This is a genomic window from Herbaspirillum sp. UBA812, from assembly GCF_002296545.1.
In the GTDB taxonomy this organism is placed as follows: Bacteria; Pseudomonadota; Gammaproteobacteria; order Burkholderiales; family Burkholderiaceae_D; genus Herbaspirillum; species Herbaspirillum huttiense.
The window spans coordinates 1-14843 of sequence record NZ_DBIC01000292.1 but is presented as its reverse complement, the minus strand read 5'-3'; the positions used below and the strand labels follow the sequence as shown (position 1 = coordinate 14843).

16 protein-coding genes and 1 pseudogene are annotated in these 14843 nt (G+C 64.3%); 9 read left to right on the top strand and 8 right to left on the bottom strand.

Annotated elements, in window-relative coordinates:
- Positions 1–93 precede the first annotated feature (93 nt).
- On the bottom strand, positions 94–240 hold the full coding sequence (locus B3873_RS20090; protein WP_157845819.1) for a hypothetical protein: 147 nt from the start codon (positions 238–240) through the stop codon (positions 94–96).
- A 12-nt stretch (positions 241–252) separates the two neighbouring features.
- Here B3873_RS20090 and B3873_RS20085 point away from each other — a divergent pair, with 12 nt between their 5' ends.
- Positions 253–1017 (top strand): sulfite exporter TauE/SafE family protein, encoded by a 765-nt coding sequence (locus tag B3873_RS20085; protein WP_286868560.1) that lies wholly within the window; start codon positions 253–255, stop codon positions 1015–1017.
- A 20-nt stretch (positions 1018–1037) separates the two neighbouring features.
- On the opposite strand, the gene B3873_RS20080 is transcribed toward B3873_RS20085, so the two are convergent.
- A complete protein-coding gene (locus B3873_RS20080; protein ID WP_276838223.1) occupies positions 1038–1976 on the bottom strand; it encodes a LysR family transcriptional regulator in 939 nt (312 codons plus the stop codon).
- Positions 1977–2271: 295 nt separating this feature from the next.
- Between B3873_RS20080 and B3873_RS20075 the strand changes: the two genes are divergently transcribed.
- The 6 genes from B3873_RS20075 to B3873_RS20050 all read left to right on the top strand — a co-directional run bounded on the left by B3873_RS20075 (position 2272) and on the right by B3873_RS20050 (position 8677).
- Positions 2272–3132: an FAS1-like dehydratase domain-containing protein gene (locus B3873_RS20075; protein WP_286868557.1), complete on the top strand. Its 861-nt coding sequence runs from the start codon at positions 2272–2274 to the stop codon at positions 3130–3132.
- A gap of 43 nt (positions 3133–3175) precedes the next feature.
- Positions 3176–4342, top strand: coding sequence for an acyl-CoA dehydrogenase family protein (locus B3873_RS20070; protein ID WP_286868556.1), 1167 nt, complete (start codon positions 3176–3178; stop codon positions 4340–4342).
- A gap of 24 nt (positions 4343–4366) precedes the next feature.
- The gene (locus tag B3873_RS20065) at positions 4367–5557 is read left to right on the top strand and encodes a CaiB/BaiF CoA transferase family protein (protein ID WP_286868555.1); all 1191 of its coding nucleotides are present in this window, start codon (positions 4367–4369) and stop codon (positions 5555–5557) included.
- Positions 5557–6396 (top strand): HpcH/HpaI aldolase/citrate lyase family protein, encoded by an 840-nt coding sequence (locus B3873_RS20060; RefSeq protein ID WP_286868554.1) that lies wholly within the window; start codon positions 5557–5559, stop codon positions 6394–6396. The genes B3873_RS20065 and B3873_RS20060 overlap by 1 nt, the downstream gene beginning before the upstream one ends.
- 76 nt (positions 6397–6472) lie before the next feature.
- Positions 6473–7597: a zinc-dependent alcohol dehydrogenase family protein gene (locus B3873_RS20055; RefSeq protein WP_286868553.1), complete on the top strand. Its 1125-nt coding sequence runs from the start codon at positions 6473–6475 to the stop codon at positions 7595–7597.
- A gap of 54 nt (positions 7598–7651) precedes the next feature.
- Positions 7652–8677, top strand: a complete 1026-nt coding sequence (locus B3873_RS20050) for a TRAP transporter substrate-binding protein (protein WP_276838209.1) — start codon at positions 7652–7654, stop codon at positions 8675–8677.
- A gap of 82 nt (positions 8678–8759) precedes the next feature.
- Here B3873_RS20050 and B3873_RS20045 read toward each other — a convergent pair whose 3' ends face one another.
- Entirely contained in the window at positions 8760–8987 is a 228-nt protein-coding gene (locus B3873_RS20045) for a hypothetical protein (RefSeq protein ID WP_039785514.1), read from the bottom strand.
- A 228-nt stretch (positions 8988–9215) separates the two neighbouring features.
- Positions 9216–10148, bottom strand: a complete 933-nt coding sequence (argC, locus tag B3873_RS20040; protein ID WP_286868551.1) for an N-acetyl-gamma-glutamyl-phosphate reductase — start codon at positions 10146–10148, stop codon at positions 9216–9218.
- 163 nt (positions 10149–10311) lie between these two features.
- Here argC and B3873_RS20035 point away from each other — a divergent pair, with 163 nt between their 5' ends.
- Positions 10312–11229, top strand: a complete 918-nt coding sequence (locus B3873_RS20035) for a LysR family transcriptional regulator (RefSeq protein WP_034334253.1) — start codon at positions 10312–10314, stop codon at positions 11227–11229.
- On the opposite strand, the gene B3873_RS20030 is transcribed toward B3873_RS20035, so the two are convergent.
- Entirely contained in the window at positions 11195–11947 is a 753-nt protein-coding gene (locus tag B3873_RS20030; RefSeq protein WP_286868550.1) for a GNAT family N-acetyltransferase, read from the bottom strand. The two genes, B3873_RS20035 and B3873_RS20030, sit on opposite strands and share 35 nt — an antisense overlap.
- Before the next feature lie 104 nt (positions 11948–12051).
- Here B3873_RS20030 and B3873_RS20025 point away from each other — a divergent pair, with 104 nt between their 5' ends.
- Complete coding sequence (locus tag B3873_RS20025; protein ID WP_286868548.1) at positions 12052–13527, top strand: PLP-dependent aminotransferase family protein; 1476 nt, start codon at positions 12052–12054, stop codon at positions 13525–13527.
- On the opposite strand, the gene B3873_RS20020 is transcribed toward B3873_RS20025, so the two are convergent.
- From B3873_RS20020 to B3873_RS26640, 3 genes and pseudogenes are all read right to left on the bottom strand, one after another.
- Positions 13509–13943 (bottom strand): histidine kinase, encoded by a 435-nt coding sequence (locus tag B3873_RS20020; protein WP_209534652.1) that lies wholly within the window; start codon positions 13941–13943, stop codon positions 13509–13511. The two genes, B3873_RS20025 and B3873_RS20020, sit on opposite strands and share 19 nt — an antisense overlap.
- Positions 13944–14056: 113 nt before the next feature.
- Entirely contained in the window at positions 14057–14572 is a 516-nt protein-coding gene (locus tag B3873_RS20015; RefSeq protein WP_039785519.1) for a DUF4118 domain-containing protein, read from the bottom strand.
- A gap of 109 nt (positions 14573–14681) precedes the next feature.
- Positions 14682–14843, bottom strand: a pseudogene (locus B3873_RS26640) (carboxylesterase); the annotation flags it as partial.

Below are 14843 nucleotides of genomic sequence, written 5' to 3'. Positions count from 1 at the left end.
GTCTTCCTTTGCTTGAGGGGGGATGGCAGGAAAGCACAGCCGCCGGGACAGCCCGGTCCGCCTGCGCTACACTGTCGGGCCTGATCGGCGGCGCTATTTCTTCATCACCATGTAGATGGCCAGCGCAATGAGGGCTACCACGCCCATCTCCAGCGCAAACACGATGACGCCGCTCATGTCAGTCTCCTTTTTTATCCTTCGATGCGGCCACTGCACCTTGCAGCCGGCCAGCAGAGGCATCACTGTACACCGATGACGGCTTCCTTGTTTTTCTCCGGCGTAGTCAACTTCCTGCTCGGCGGCCTGCTGGGCGCCATGGGCGGTCTCTTCGGGATCGGCGGCGGTCTCATCGCCATCCCCGTGCTGGGCTACTTCTACGGCATGGACCAGCAACTGGCCCAAGGCACGGCACTCGTGATGATCGTGCCCAACGTCGTCATCGCCTTCTGGCGCTACAAGCAGCGCAATCACATCCAATGGAGTACCGCCGCCATGATGTGCGTGCCGGCTGTCTTCACCACCTATGTCTCGGCCCGCATCGCCACGGCCATGGCGGCGCGCAGCCTGCATGTCTGCTTCGCCGCCTTCATGGGCCTGCTGGCGCTGTACTACCTGTGGACGCTGTTGCGCAACAAGCGCAGCGTGGAATCGTCCGTGATCCTCTCGCGTCGCTACATTCCGCTGGTGGGGATGGCTGCCGGCGCTTCGGCCGGCTTCTTCAGCGTGGGCGGCGCCATCGTCGCAGTGCCCTTGCTGACGGCCTTGTTCGGTGTGACGCAGACCGCAGCGCAAGGACTGGGGCTGGCCATGGTCACGCCCGGTACGCTGGTGGCCCTGTGGACCTACGCCCAGGCGGGTCATGTGGACTGGTCAGTGGGCATTCCGATGGCGCTGGGCGGCGTGCTCAGCATCTCCTGGGGCGTGGCGCTGGCACACCATCTGCCGGAGCGACGCCTGCGCATCCTCTTCTGCGCCGCATTGCTGTTGCTGTCGGTCTGGATGATGATCGCCGGCTGAGGGCCGGCCATCTCCGCCGCTCAGGCGGTCTTCCTTGCGCGTGCGGCGAGCTTGTCTTCGTCGCTCTCCTGCGCCATCTGCTCGCGGATGAAATCCACAAGATTGCGTGCATGCGGCGACAGCGTCTCCATGTTCTGGAACACCATGCTGCGCTCGCGCACGCTCCACGGATCGTTCAGCTCCACCACCGCCAACTGCATGGTCTGCTGATGCCGCTGCGCCGCTGAACGCGGCACGATGCCGATGCCGACATTGGTCTCGATCATGCGGCACATGGCTTCGAAGCTGCGCACCTGAATCCGCAGCTTGAGACGCTGCCCCTGTTCGGAAACAATCTTGTTGAGGAAGTGGTGCAGGGTGCTGCCTTCGTGCAGGCCGATGTGTTCGTACTCCAGCGTGTCCTGGAAGGGAACGCTGCCGGCGCCCGCCAGCGGGTGTTCCAGCGCAGTGGCCAGCACCAGCCTGTCCGTCGAGAAGTTGAGTACCTGCAGTCCATCCCCCTGCACCGGACCGGCCACGATGCCGATATCGGCCGTGCCTTCCTGGATGCCGCGCAGGATGTCATGGTTCAGGCGCTCTTCCAGTGAGACGTTGACCTGCGGATGTCTGGCCAGGAACTTGCCCAGGATCTCGGGCATGAATTCGGTCACCGCCGTGGTGTTGGCGAAAATGCGGATATAGCCCTTGATGCCGTTGTTGTACTGCTGCATGTCGCTCTTGAGGTGTTCCACCTGCTGCATGAAGAGCTGTGCGTGATGCAGCAGGGTATGCCCGGCTGGCGTGAGCTGCACGCCCTTGCTCTCGCGATAGAGCAGGCGGGTGCCGAAGCGCGTTTCCAGTTCCTTGATGCGATTGCTGGTGGCGGCCAGCGAGAGATTCATGCGCTCGGCGCTGCGGGTGAGGCTGTTGAGTTCGGCGATGAGGATGAAGAGGCGCAGGTCGGTCAGATCGAAAAGCATGATGTCTCCCGGAAAGATTCGGTGAGGATGGCGCCTGCACTTCGGCAAGTCTGGTCATCCTGTATTGCGGCACGCTTCCGCCATCGGTGCACGCGTGCTCTCGGTGGCTGCCTATGGTACGCCGAATCGGGTCGCTGCATGGCGTGAAATACGGACGAGTTGTGACGCGATGCCGCATCCCTGTGCTGCGCGTGACTTCAGTTCTGCGTAAGCCCCCCTTCCAAAAATACAGATTGTTCCCGGCGGGTGGACACCGCAGACTCGTGGCCAACCAACAACCACGATGCGAGGAGCCATGTCGCACCCCGACCTCGATCTCGCCCTGCTGCGGCAGTGGCTGGACAAGACCGAAACGCGCCACGACCAGATCAGCCCGGCCTTCGCGGCAGCGCTGGCGGCCACGCTGGACGGGCCACGCCAGCCGCAGGCGGGCGATGCGCTGCCGCCGCTGTGGCACTGGATCTATTTCTGGAGCGTGTGCCGCCAGTCTGAGGTGGGCGCGGATGGCCATCCCCAGCGCGGGGGTTTCCTGCCGCCGGTGCCGCTGCCACGCCGCATGTGGGCCGGGGGAAGGCTGCGGTTTGCCGCTCCGCTGCCCGTCGGCGCAGAGGCCGAGAAAGTCTCGCGCATCGCCAGCGTGGACGTGAAGCAGGGCCGCACCGGCGCGCTCGCTTTCGTGACCGTGCAGCACACCATCCGTCATCAGGGCCAGCTGTGCCTGAGCGAAGAGCATGACATCGTCTACCGCGATCTGCCGCAGCCGGGCGCCCCGGTGGTGGTGCCGAAGAGCGCGCCCACCGATGCGCGCTGGTCGCGGCGCGTGGAGCCGGATCCAGTGCTGCTGTTCCGTTATTCGGCGCTGACCTTCAACGGTCATCGCATCCATTACGACCGCAGCTATGTCACTGAGGCGGAGGGCTATCCCGGCCTCATCGTCCACGGCCCCCTGATCGCCACTTTGCTGGCGGACCTGGTGGCGCGCGAGATGCCGCAGGCGGTCATGCGCGAGTTCAACTTCCGCTCGGTGGGAACCTTGTTCGATACCGAGCCCTTCACGCTGTGCGGCAAGCCTGCTGCCGATGGCAAGAGCGTGGCGCTGTGGGCGCAGAACGAACGTGGCGAGCTGGCGATGCAGGCCGAAGCCCTGCTGGACTGAAATCAGATAAATCATTTAAATAATATAGAGCCGGAGCCCCCTCATGTCGTATCAAGCCGTCCCTGATGCCTACACCGACCTGCGCGATGCCGTGCGTGACCTGTGCCAGACCTTCCCTGCGGAGTACTGGCGCAAGGTCGACGAAGCGCGCGGCTATCCCGAGCAATTCGTCGATGCGCTCACCAAGGCCGGCTGGATGGCGGCCCTGATTCCGCAGGAATACGGCGGCTCGGGACTGGGGCTGACCGAAGCCTCGGTCATCATGGAAGAGATCAATCGTACTGGCGGGAATTCCGGGGCCTGTCACGGCCAGATGTACAACATGGGTACGCTGCTGCGCCACGGCTCGGAACGGCAGAAGCAGCAGTACTTGCCCAAGATAGCCAGTGGTGAACTGCGCCTGCAATCGATGGGCGTGACCGAACCCACGACCGGTACCGACACCACGCGCATCAAGACGGTGGCGGTGAAGAAGGGCGATCGTTACGTGGTCAATGGCCAGAAGGTCTGGATCTCGCGGGTACAGCATTCCGACCTGATGATCCTGCTCGCCAGGACCACGCCTTTGGATCAAGTGAAGAAAAAGTCCGAGGGCATGTCGATCTTCCTGGTCGATCTGAGGGAGGCCATCGGCAAGGGGCTGGAGGTGCGGCCCATTCTGAATATGGTCAATCATGAGACCAATGAACTTTTCATCGACAACCTGGAAATCCCCGCCGAGAACCTGATCGGCGAGGAGGGGCGCGGCTTCAGGTACATCCTTGACGGCCTCAACGCCGAGCGCACCCTGATCGCCGCCGAGTGCATCGGCGATGGCTACTGGTTCATCGACAAGGCGAGCGCTTATGCCAAAGAACGCGTAGTCTTCGATCGCCCCATCGGCATGAACCAGGGCGTGCAGTTCCCGATTGCCGATGCCTACATCGAGATCGAGGCCGCCAACCTGATGCGCTACCAGGCCTGTGCGCTCTTTGATGCCCATCAGAACTGCGGTGCCCAGGCCAACATGGCCAAGTATCTGGCGGCCAAGGCCTCGTGGGAGGCGGCCAATGTCTGCCTGCAGACGCATGGCGGGTTTGGCTTTGCCTGCGAATACGACGTCGAGCGCAAGTTCCGCGAGACACGGCTGTATCAGGTGGCGCCGATTTCGACCAACCTGATTTTTTCCTACGTGGCCGAGCACATTCTCGGTCTGCCCCGTTCCTTCTGAATCCGGCCGCCCAAGGGAGTCTCCATGTCGCACGCCAATCGCCCGCTGGAGGGCATCACCGTCATCAGTCTCGAACACGCCATCGCCGCGCCGTTCTGTACGCGCCAGCTGGCAGACCTGGGGGCCCGTGTCATCAAGATCGAGCGGCCCGGTGTCGGGGATTTTGCGCGCGGCTACGATACGCGCGTCAACGGCTTGTCCTCGCATTTCGTCTGGACCAATCGTTCCAAGGAAAGTCTGACCCTCAACCTCAAGGATGAAGAGGGCAAGCGCATCATCGGCCAGCTTCTGGGCGAGGCCGATGTGCTGGTGCAGAACCTCGCACCGGGTGCCGCCGCCGGGCTCGGCCTGTCGGCCAAGGCGCTGCACGCGAAGCATCCGGGACTGATCGTGTGTGACATCTCCGGCTATGGGGAGGATGGCCCTTATCGCGACAAGAAAGCCTATGACCTGCTGATCCAGAGTGAAGCCGGTTTTCTGTCGGTCACCGGGACGCCGGATGAAGTGGTCAAGGCCGGATGCTCGATTGCCGATATCGCCGCCGGCATGTACGCGTATTCCAACATTCTGGCCGCCCTCATCAAGCGCGGACGCGATGGACGCGGCAGCCATATCGATCTGTCGATGCTGGAAGCGTTGACGGAGTGGATGAGCTTTCCGCTGTATTACGCCTACCAGGGGGCCAGCGCGCCGGGCCGTTCGGGCGCGGAGCACGCCACCATCTATCCCTATGGGCCATTCAAGGCCGGTGATGGCAAGACCGTCATGCTGGGCTTGCAGAACGAACGCGAATGGAAAGTCTTCTGCGAGGTGGTGTTGCAGGACGCCGCGCTGGCCGGCGATGAACGCTTTTCCAGCAATGCGCGCCGCCATGAACATCGCGAAGTGCTGCGCCAGCTGATCCTGAGCATGTTCGCCGACATGAGTGCGGAGCAGGTGGTGGCGCGCCTGGACCAGGCGCAGATCGCCAATGCGCGCGTGAATACCATGCAGGAACTGTGGCAGCATCCGCAACTGGCCGCGCGCGAACGCTGGACCGAAGTGGATACGCCGGCCGGCAAGGTGGCGGCGCTGCTGCCGCCGGGTGCCAATGACAGTTTCGATTACCGCATGGAAGCCATTCCTGCCTTGGGTCAGCACACCGAGGCCATCCTCGCCAGACTGGGCTATGACGCAGCTGCCATCACTGCGCTGCGCGAACGGGGGGCCGTGTAATGGCGCCGCACATCACCACGGCCAGCAGCTACCTGTTCGTTCCGGCCAATCGTCCCGAGCGCTACGCCAAGGCGCTGGAGAGCGGGGCGGATGCCGTCATCGTTGATCTGGAAGATGCAGTCGCCCTGCCGCAGAAGGAGGAAGCGCGCGCCACATTGGCCCGCTGGCTGCGCGGCAATGGTCCGCAGCTGCGCCTGTGGGTGCGCATCAACGCGGCCGACACCGTCTGGCACGGTGATGACCTGTTGACGTTTTCTGCACTATCGATGGCGGGCATTGTTCTGCCGAAGGCAGAGGAGGCCAAGACCCTGTCTTCCATCGCGCGTCGGCTGGGGCCTGGGCGTGGTCTGATTGCGCTGATCGAAAGTGCCGCCGGCCTGGCCGCGATGCGCGAGATTGCCGCCGTGCCGGGGGTGCAGCGGCTGGCCTTCGGGTCCATCGATGCGCAGGTCGATCTGGGCATGCAATGCGGCCCGGAGGAAGAAGAGCTGATGCACTTCCGCATGGAGATGGTGATGGTATCGCGCCTGGCAGGCATTGCGCCGCCCATCGATGGCGTGACCACGGACTTCAATGACGATGCCTTCCTCGCACGCATGGTGCAGCGGGCCAGGCGCATGGGCTTTGGCGCGAAGCTGTGCATCCATCCGAAGCAGGTGGCGGGCGTACGGCGCGGCTTCATGCCCGGCGAGCAGGAGCTGGCGTGGGCCGAGGAAGTGATGGCGGCCGTGCGTGCCAGCGATGGCGGTGCGATTTCGCTCAAGGGAAAAATGATCGACAAACCGGTGATCCTGCAGGCGGAGAAATTCCTGCATCAGGCCGGACGTCTGGTGGACTGAGCCGGGATTGACCTGCGTTGCGCCGGGCAGCGCTCGTGTAATCTAGGCGTTTTCCAACAAGCAGGGAGACGACACCATGAAAATCCAGGCCGCCGTATTGCGTGAAATGACCGAGGCTTACCCATTTGCGGTGAGCCAGCCGCTGAAGATCGAGGAACTCGATCTCGATCCGCCCGGCCCCGGTGAGGTGCTGGTCAAGATGAAGGCAGCAGGCCTGTGCCACTCGGACCTGTCGGTCATCACCGGTGTGCGTCCGCGTCCGGTGCCCATGGCGCTGGGGCACGAGGCATCGGCCGAAGTGGTCGAGGTCGGCAGCGGCGTGAGCGACCTGCGTGCGGGTGACCTGGTGGTGCTGGTCTTCGTGCCGAGCTGCGGTCACTGCCTGCCGTGCATGGAAGGGCGTCCTGCGCTGTGCGAGCCGGGTGCGGCAACCAACGCGGTAGGGGAATTGCTCTCCGGCCAGCGCCGGCTGCATGACCGCGCGCAGCATGTGCACCATCACCTGGGCGTATCGGCCTTTGCCGATCATGCGGTGGTCTCGCGCCGCTCCTGCGTGAAGATCGACGCCGACATCGATCCGGTACAGGCGGCCCTGTTCGGCTGCGCCGTGCTGACCGGTGTGGGTGCGGCGGTCAATACGGCCGAGGTCAAGGCCGGGACCACGGCGGCCGTGCTGGGATTGGGCGGCGTGGGCCTGTGCACCATGCTGGGCGCGCTGGCTTCCGGTGCCCGCGAAGTGATTGCCGTCGATCTGCATGACAGCAAGCTGGAAGTGGCGCGCGCCCTGGGCGCTACGGCCACCGTCAATGCCCGTGATCCGGATGCGGTGGAGAAGGTCAAGGCGCTGACCAAGGGCGGTGTCGATTACGCCTTCGAGATGGCCGGGTCGGTCCAGGCCATGGAGGCCGCCTATCGCATGACCCGGCGCGGTGGCATGACGGTCACCGCCGGCCTGCCGGCACCGAACCAGAACTGGCCCCTGCAGCAGGTCAGCCTGGTGGCCGAGGAACGGACCGTCAAGGGCAGCTACATCGGCTCCTGCGTGCCGGTGCGCGATATCCCGCGTTACATCGGCCTGTACCAGGCCGGCAAGCTGCCGGTGGACAAGCTCATGGGCGAGCGCCTGGCGCTGGCCGACATCAATCGCGGCTTCGACCGCCTGCACAGCGGGGAGGGGCTGCGTGACCTGATCGTGTTCTAACGCCGGAAGGCCGAGGTCATCGGCTTGCCGGCTTCACCCCCGGAGGAGACATCCATGACCATCATCACAAAGCGGGCGGCACTGACCGCCTGCGCCTTCGCCACGCTGGTCCTCTCAGTCACGCCAGCGTTGGCCCAGCAGACCATCGTCATCAAGTTCAGCCACGTGGTGGCCAATGACACGCCCAAGGGCAAGGGCGCGGAACGCTTCAAGGAGCTGGCCGAGAAGGCGACCCATGGCCGCGTCAAGGTCGAGGTCTATCCCAACAGCACGCTCTACAAGGACAAGGAAGAACTGGAAGCCCTGCAACTGGGCTCGGTGCAGATGCTCGCTCCTTCGCTGGCCAAGTTCGGCCCGCTGGGCGCCAAGGAGTTCGAGGTCTTCGATCTCCCCTACATCTTCCCCAACAAGACCGTGCTGAAACGGGTGACCGAAGGGCCGATCGGGCAGGGGCTGTTCCAGAAGCTGGAGAGCAAGGGCATCAAGGGCCTGGCCTACTGGGATAACGGCATGAAGGTGATGACGGCCAATCGCCCGCTGCACAAGGTGGCGGACTTCCGGGCTTTGAAGATGCGCATCCAGTCCTCCAAGGTACTCGATGAACAGTTCCGCGCGCTCAAGGCCAATCCGCAGGTGCTGGCGTTTTCCGAGGTGTATCAGGCCATGCAGACCGGCGTGGTGGATGGCAGCGAGAACACCCCGTCCAATGTCTATACGCAGAAGATGCACGAGGTGCAGTCCAACCTGACGGTGTCGGACCACGGCTACATCGGCTATGCGGTGATCGTGAACAAGAAGTTCTGGGAAGCCCTGCCGGCGGACGTGCGCAGCCAGCTGGAAGGGGCCATGAAGGAGGCGACGGTGTATGCCAATACCATCGCCCAGAAGGAAAATGATGATGCCCTGGCCGCCATCAAGGCCAGTGGCAAGACCAAGGTCTATACCCTGAGCGAGGATGAGAAAGCCGAATGGCGGCGCGCACTGCTGCCGGTGCACAAGAGCATGGCCTCGCGCGTGGGGCAGGATCTCATCGATGCAATCTATAAGGAAAGCGAGGCGGCAGGCGTGAAGATGAATTGAGCGCACAGCCCGCAACAGCCGAAAGCGCGGCCTGCAGCGATGCAGGCCGTTTTTTCATGCGGCAGAGGGGTGAAGAAAAAACTTACTTTTTCTTGCGCTCGCGGACGTATTGCTCGGCCGCCGTGACGGCATTCTGCAGGGCTTCCATCTTGGAATTGCCCGGCTTGAAATCGCCGAATTCATGCGTGGTGCGATCCGGAAAGTCGATATGGACGAACGCCGTCCACTTGCCATCGGTACGCAATACGGGAGTCAGTTTGATGGTCGCGTCAAAATACTTGCACGCGATAGCGCCTAAGGTGGTGGACATCTTGCTTCGAAGCGGGCGGCGGTCACTGCTGAGGGGGGAGGGCCGGCACCTGCAGGTTGGGTGGCAAATCGAGGTGCCATCATGCCACAGCCTGCGCTTTCCTGCCTTGCGCTATTTCAGTCCTTTGCCACAATTTACGAGTCAGATGCTTGACGGCGGACGCGGCCTTGTGGGTATCGCCCGCCGGTCAATGGATGCGTGCTGATGAGCTTGGTCCTGATAAACAAGTCAGTGGGCACCCAGCATCAGGTCCAGATTCTGCACGGCGGCACCGGATGCGCCCTTGCCCAGGTTGTCGAACACGGCGCACAGCAGGAGGTGTCCTTCGGCGGCATTGCCGAAGACCCCCAGCGTCATGTCGTTGCTGTTGTTGTGGCGGGTCGGATCGAGCTGGGCCGTGGCCGCGCTTTGTTCGGCATCCAGCACGGTGACGTGGCGTGCCCCGGCGTAATGCGCTTGCAGGGCGGCCCGCAGGCTCTCCAGCGTGGCGTTCGGGGGCAGCAGGCGGGTCTGCAAGGCGATGGACAGCACGATGCCCTGGCGGAAGGCGCCATAGCTGGGCACGAATACCGGGCGCTGCGACAGGCCGGCGTGCAACTGCATCTCCGGCGGATGCTTGTGCGCCAGCCCCAGTCCGTACAGCACGAAGGGCGCGGCCTGCGCGGCATCGGCCCCTTCGTATTGCTCGACCTGGGCGCGGCCGCCACCGGAATAGCCGGAGACCGCATGGATGGCCAGCGGATAATCGGCGGGCACCAGGCCGGCCTGGACCAGCGGACGCAGCAGGGCAATGGTACCGGTCGGGTAGCAGCCGGGATTGGTCACGCGCTGTGCATGGGCAATCGCCTGCGGCTGTTGCGCCGACAGTTCGGGGAAGCCATAGACCCAGCCGGGGCTGGTGCGATGGGCCGAGCTGGCATCGATCACGCGCACCTTGGGATTCTCGATCAGCGTGATGGCTTCGCGGGCAGCGGCATCCGGCAGGCACAGCAGGGCGATGTCGGCGCTGTTGATGGCCTCGGCGCGGCGGGCTGCATCCTTGCGTTCGGCGGCCGGCAGGGTCAGGATGCGCAGGTCCTTGCGGTCGCGCAGGCGCTCATGGATCTGCAGGCCGGTGGTGCCTTGGTCGCCATCGATGAAGATCAGGGGAAGTGTGCTCACGGTTTGCTCCAATGCAGGGAAGACAGGGATGTGCGCCGAATCAGGACGGCTGGCGCTTGCCGAAGACCTGCATGGTGAACCGGATCGTATAATTGGAAAAGTTGAATATCACAAAGAGATCGTTCAGTTTTCCTGAACGTGGCTTTTCCTCGGGAGTCATGCAATGCGTGAATTGAGCCTGGACCGTCTGCGTACCCTGGTGGCCATTGCCGACCTGGGTTCCTTTGCCGCCGCCGCGCGCGAACTGCACCTGGCTCCACCCACGGTGAGCTTGCACATCAGCGAACTGGAAGAGCGCATCGGTGCGCCGCTGCTGTTGCGCCAGCGCAGCCAGGTGCGGCCTTCCGGCATCGGTGCCACCCTGATCGCCCGCGCAAGGCAATTGCTGGCGGCGGCCGACCAGGCACTGGAAGAAGTCGGCCGGCAAGTGCTGGGGCTGGCCGGACGCGTCAGGCTGGGTGCCTCCACCGGGGCCATTGCCACGCTGCTGCCGCAGGTGCTGGAACGGCTGGGGCAGCGCCATCCCGACATCGACGTGCAGATCCACATCCTGACCTCGCAGGAGACTCTCTCACAGTTGAACGAAGGGCTGCTGGACATCGGCCTGGTGGCCTTGCCACAGTCTCCCGTGAGCGGCCTGACGGTCCGACCGTGGCGGCGTGATCCGGTGATGGCCTTCCTGCCGGCGGCCTGGCACGCGCCCCGGCTGGTCACGCCGGGCTGGCTGGCCGCGCAGCCGCTGATCCTCAATGCGCCCGAGACGCGGCTCTCGCGCCTCACCAGCGAATGGTTCGCGGGGGCCGGTGAGCAACCGGAGGCGCGCATCCAGCTCAATTTCAACGATGCCATCAAGAGTCTGGTGGCCGCCGGTTACGGTGCCACACTGCTGCCGCATGAGGCCAGCGCGCAAGGGCGGCCGGTGCCGCTGGATCCGCGCATCGTCATGCGGCCACTGCGGCCAGCGCTGTGGCGGCCCCTCGGCATTGCCCATCGCGCCAGCCAGCTGGAACCGGCGACGCGCCATGTGCTGGAAGCGCTGTGGGAACTCAAGCAGCTGAAGACACCGCGTTCGCCTGCGTGAGCGCGGCGCGCGTCAGGAAGGAAAGTGACTGGCGCTGCTGGCCTGCTGCATCGAAATTGCCGTCGTCCAGCCATTGTTCAAAGGCTGCGCGTAGTGCCGGCCATTCGCTGTCGATGATGGAGAACCACGCCGTATCCCGGCTGCGGCCACGATAGACGATGGCCTGGCGGAAGATGCCCTCGAAGCGGAAACCCAGACGCTGCGCGGCAGCGCGCGACGGCGCATTGAGGCTGTCGCACTTCCATTCGTAGCGGCGATAGCCGAGATCCTCGAAGACGTGGCGCATCAGCAGGTAGTGCGCTTCGGTGGCCATGCGGCTGCGCTTGAGCAGCGGAGAGAGTGCGATGTGCCCGACCTCGATCACGCCGTGCGCTGGTTCGATGCGCATGAGGGCCAGGGTGCCGAGGGCGTTCCCCGTGCGCAGGTCGATCACGGCATGGTGCAGCGGATCCTGCGTGGCCTGCATCTGACCGGCTTGTTGGCGGTAGCTGGCGGCGTCGGGGAAGGGGCCGCTCATCATGTAGGTCCAGTCGCGTCCATCCGGGGCGGTGGCGAAGGCGGCGTGCAGTTGCGCGGCGTGGCGGTCGGCATCCAGCCGCTCCAGCCGGCAGCTGCGGCCTTGCAGGGGGCGGCCATCGGGACGCGCACGCGGCTGCCAGTCCGGCAGGGCTGGGCCGATGGGTTGCTGGTAATCGTTGCTGCGGACGAGATCGGTCATGGTGGCTTTCATGGCAAGGGAGAGCTGGCACGATAGCGTTTTCGTGGCATCATCAAAAGTGCCACAGGACGATGATTTGATGGAGCCACGAAAACCCGCTTGCCATGCCACTTTCCCTGCTGTCTTCCCCGCTCGATGTACGGCCCGGTGCGGCCTCGCGCCAGCAGCAATTGCTGGCGCGCTTCAAGCGTGCCATCCTCGGTGGCCAGTTGCCGCCCGGCAGTCGCCTGCCTTCCACCCGCAGCCTGTGCGAGCAGTTGCAGGTAGCGCGCAATACCGTGCTGGCAGTCTATGAACAACTGGTGGCAGAGGGCTATGCCGTAGCGGATCGGCAGGGCACGCGCGTGGCGACCCTGCTGGCAGCGCCGGCAAGGCTGCATGCCGTGTCCTCTCCGTCACGCGGCGGCCACGCACGCCCATCGCGCCGGGTCAGCACCATGCAGCCCACGCGCGATGCCGGTGACCGCGGGCTGGCCCTCACGCCGGGGATGCCGGCGCTCAATCGCTTTCCGCTCAATGCCTGGCTGCGCGCGCAGGAGCGCGCGCTGAAACGGGCCGGCCCGATGGCGCTGGCCTATGGCGATCCGCTGGGCGAGCCAGCCTTGCGCGAGGCCATCGCGCAATATCTGCGGGTGGCTCGCGGCGTGCGTTGCGAAGCGGGACAGGTAGTGGTGACCGAGGGCTCACAAGGGGCGCTGTCGCTGTGCGTGCGGCTCTTTGCCAATCCGGGCGAGCGCGCCTGGCTGGAGGATCCCGGCTATGGCGGAGTGCGTGCCGCCTTCCATGCGGGCGATATGAAGATTCGTTCCATGCCGGTCGACGAGGAGGGCATCCTGATTGCCGAGCGGGCGTGGCGCTCGCCGCCCCGGCTGATCCATGTGACGCCTTCGCACCAATATCCGACCGGCGCGGTACTGTCGCTGGCGCGGCGGCTGGCGCTCATCGCGCGGGCCCGCGAGCACGGCTGCTGGATCATCGAGGACGATTACGACAGCGACTTCCGCCATCACGGCCATCCCATCCCGGCCATGCAGGGACTGGTGCCGGATGCGCCGGTGCTGTACGTGGGCACCTTCAGCAAGACCCTGTTCCCGGGCTTGCGCATCGGTTTTCTGGTACTGCCGTCTTCCGTGGGAGAGGGGGCGGGGCGCGCGCTGTCCGAGTTGTTGCGCGGCGGGCACCGGCTGGAGCAGCTGGCGTTGGCGGAGTTCATGGCCGGCGGCCAGTTCGCGCGCCATCTGGGACGCATGAAGCGGCTCTATCGGGAGCGCCAGCAGGCTCTGCGGGCGGCCTTGCAGGCGCAGTTGCCGGAGTTCGGCATTTCAGGGGGCGACAGCGGCTTGCATTTGACCTTGCGGCTGCCGCCGGATTGTCCGGATACCGCCGTGAGTACGGCGGCGCGGGCGGCGGGCATGAACGTCGGGGCGCTGTCGTCGTTTTCGGCAGGGCCGGCGCAGGCTGGCAACAACGGGCTGGTGATCGGTTACGGCAATACGTCACACGAGCAATATGCAGCGCTGATCCGGCGACTGGCGGGCATCGTCAGGCGCGTGCGGCGTGATCAGAGTGTGGCCGGCTGATGCAGGCGCTGCTTCACGCAGCGCGTGACCAGGTCCATGTAATCGGCTGCGCGGACCGGCTTGGCGGCATACCAGATGCGGCTGTCCTCTACCAGGGCGAAATCGGCGGACATCGGCGCGGCCGTGAACAGCACAAGCGGGATATGCGCCAGTTGCTGGTAGATGCACAGGGTGCGCAGCAATTCATACCCTTCGGTGCCGGTAAAGCTGCGCGGATCCAGCAGGATCAGGGCCGGCAGCTCCTTGCTGCGGCACAGCGCCTTGGTCAGCAGCGAAGCATTGGCCAGTTCGGCATCGTCGAACCATTCGAACTGGCAGGGCAACTGGCTGCGCCAGACGGCGAAGCGGGCGGTTTCGATGGCATCCAGGTCGGCATCGACGACGAGTACGCTGGGCAGGTGATGGGTCAGGGACATGGCAGCCTCCTTGCTGGTATGGAGGCATCTTAGGGGAGAGGCTGCGGGCAGGGTATCAGGAGCTTCCTGATGGGCTGCGCAGGTGTTGCCGGCAGCCCCGGTGCGGATCTAAATCAGGCGCTTTCGCGGGCGCTGCTTTCGAATTGTCTGGCGTATTCGGCACGGCGCGCCTGGTCCGATTCGATCAGCAGGCGATAGCGGGTTTCCGATACGCGCTGCTGCAGCACTGCGGCATAGCGCTCGCGCTGCAGCCACTCGATGATGATTGAGGCAGTGGCGACGATCACCGTATAGACCAGGATCAGGAAGATGTCCTTGTCGTTGAGCCCGTCCATCGTGTAATACGGCTTGCGGAAGAAGAACATGGCCGTGGGGATGCTGATGGCCAGCAGGCCCAGGGAATACAGATAGCCGAACAGATAGCTCATCACGATGCAATTGACGGCAAAGAACAGCATCGACAGCGATTCCTCGACAAAAGGCGCCAGCGCATAGCGCAGCCCGAAGGCGGCGACGAAGCCGAACGTACTGACGTACAACGGCCTGAAGCCCTGCGGGCGCCAGCTTTTGGCGTTCTTGAGTCGGATCAGGCTCATGATGGTCTTGGAGTGGGGGCGCGTCGTATCCATCTTGGTTCACATTGCACGGCGGTGCAATGGGCTCATGTTAAGAATGCTGTCTGTCAAAAGGCTGACCGGCGGCTTCTATGGCGAACCGGCGTTGTTTCTGCACATCAGGTCAGTGCCGTCGGTCCTTCAGCGGCGAGGCATGGGCAAGATACTTGCGGCTCATCTCGTTGCCGTGGATCTCGATGCTGCGCTTGATGAACATCACGGTTTCGTTGGTGACGATTTCACGTTCATTGTCGACGGTGATGATGTGATAACAGTCGCCCAGCCA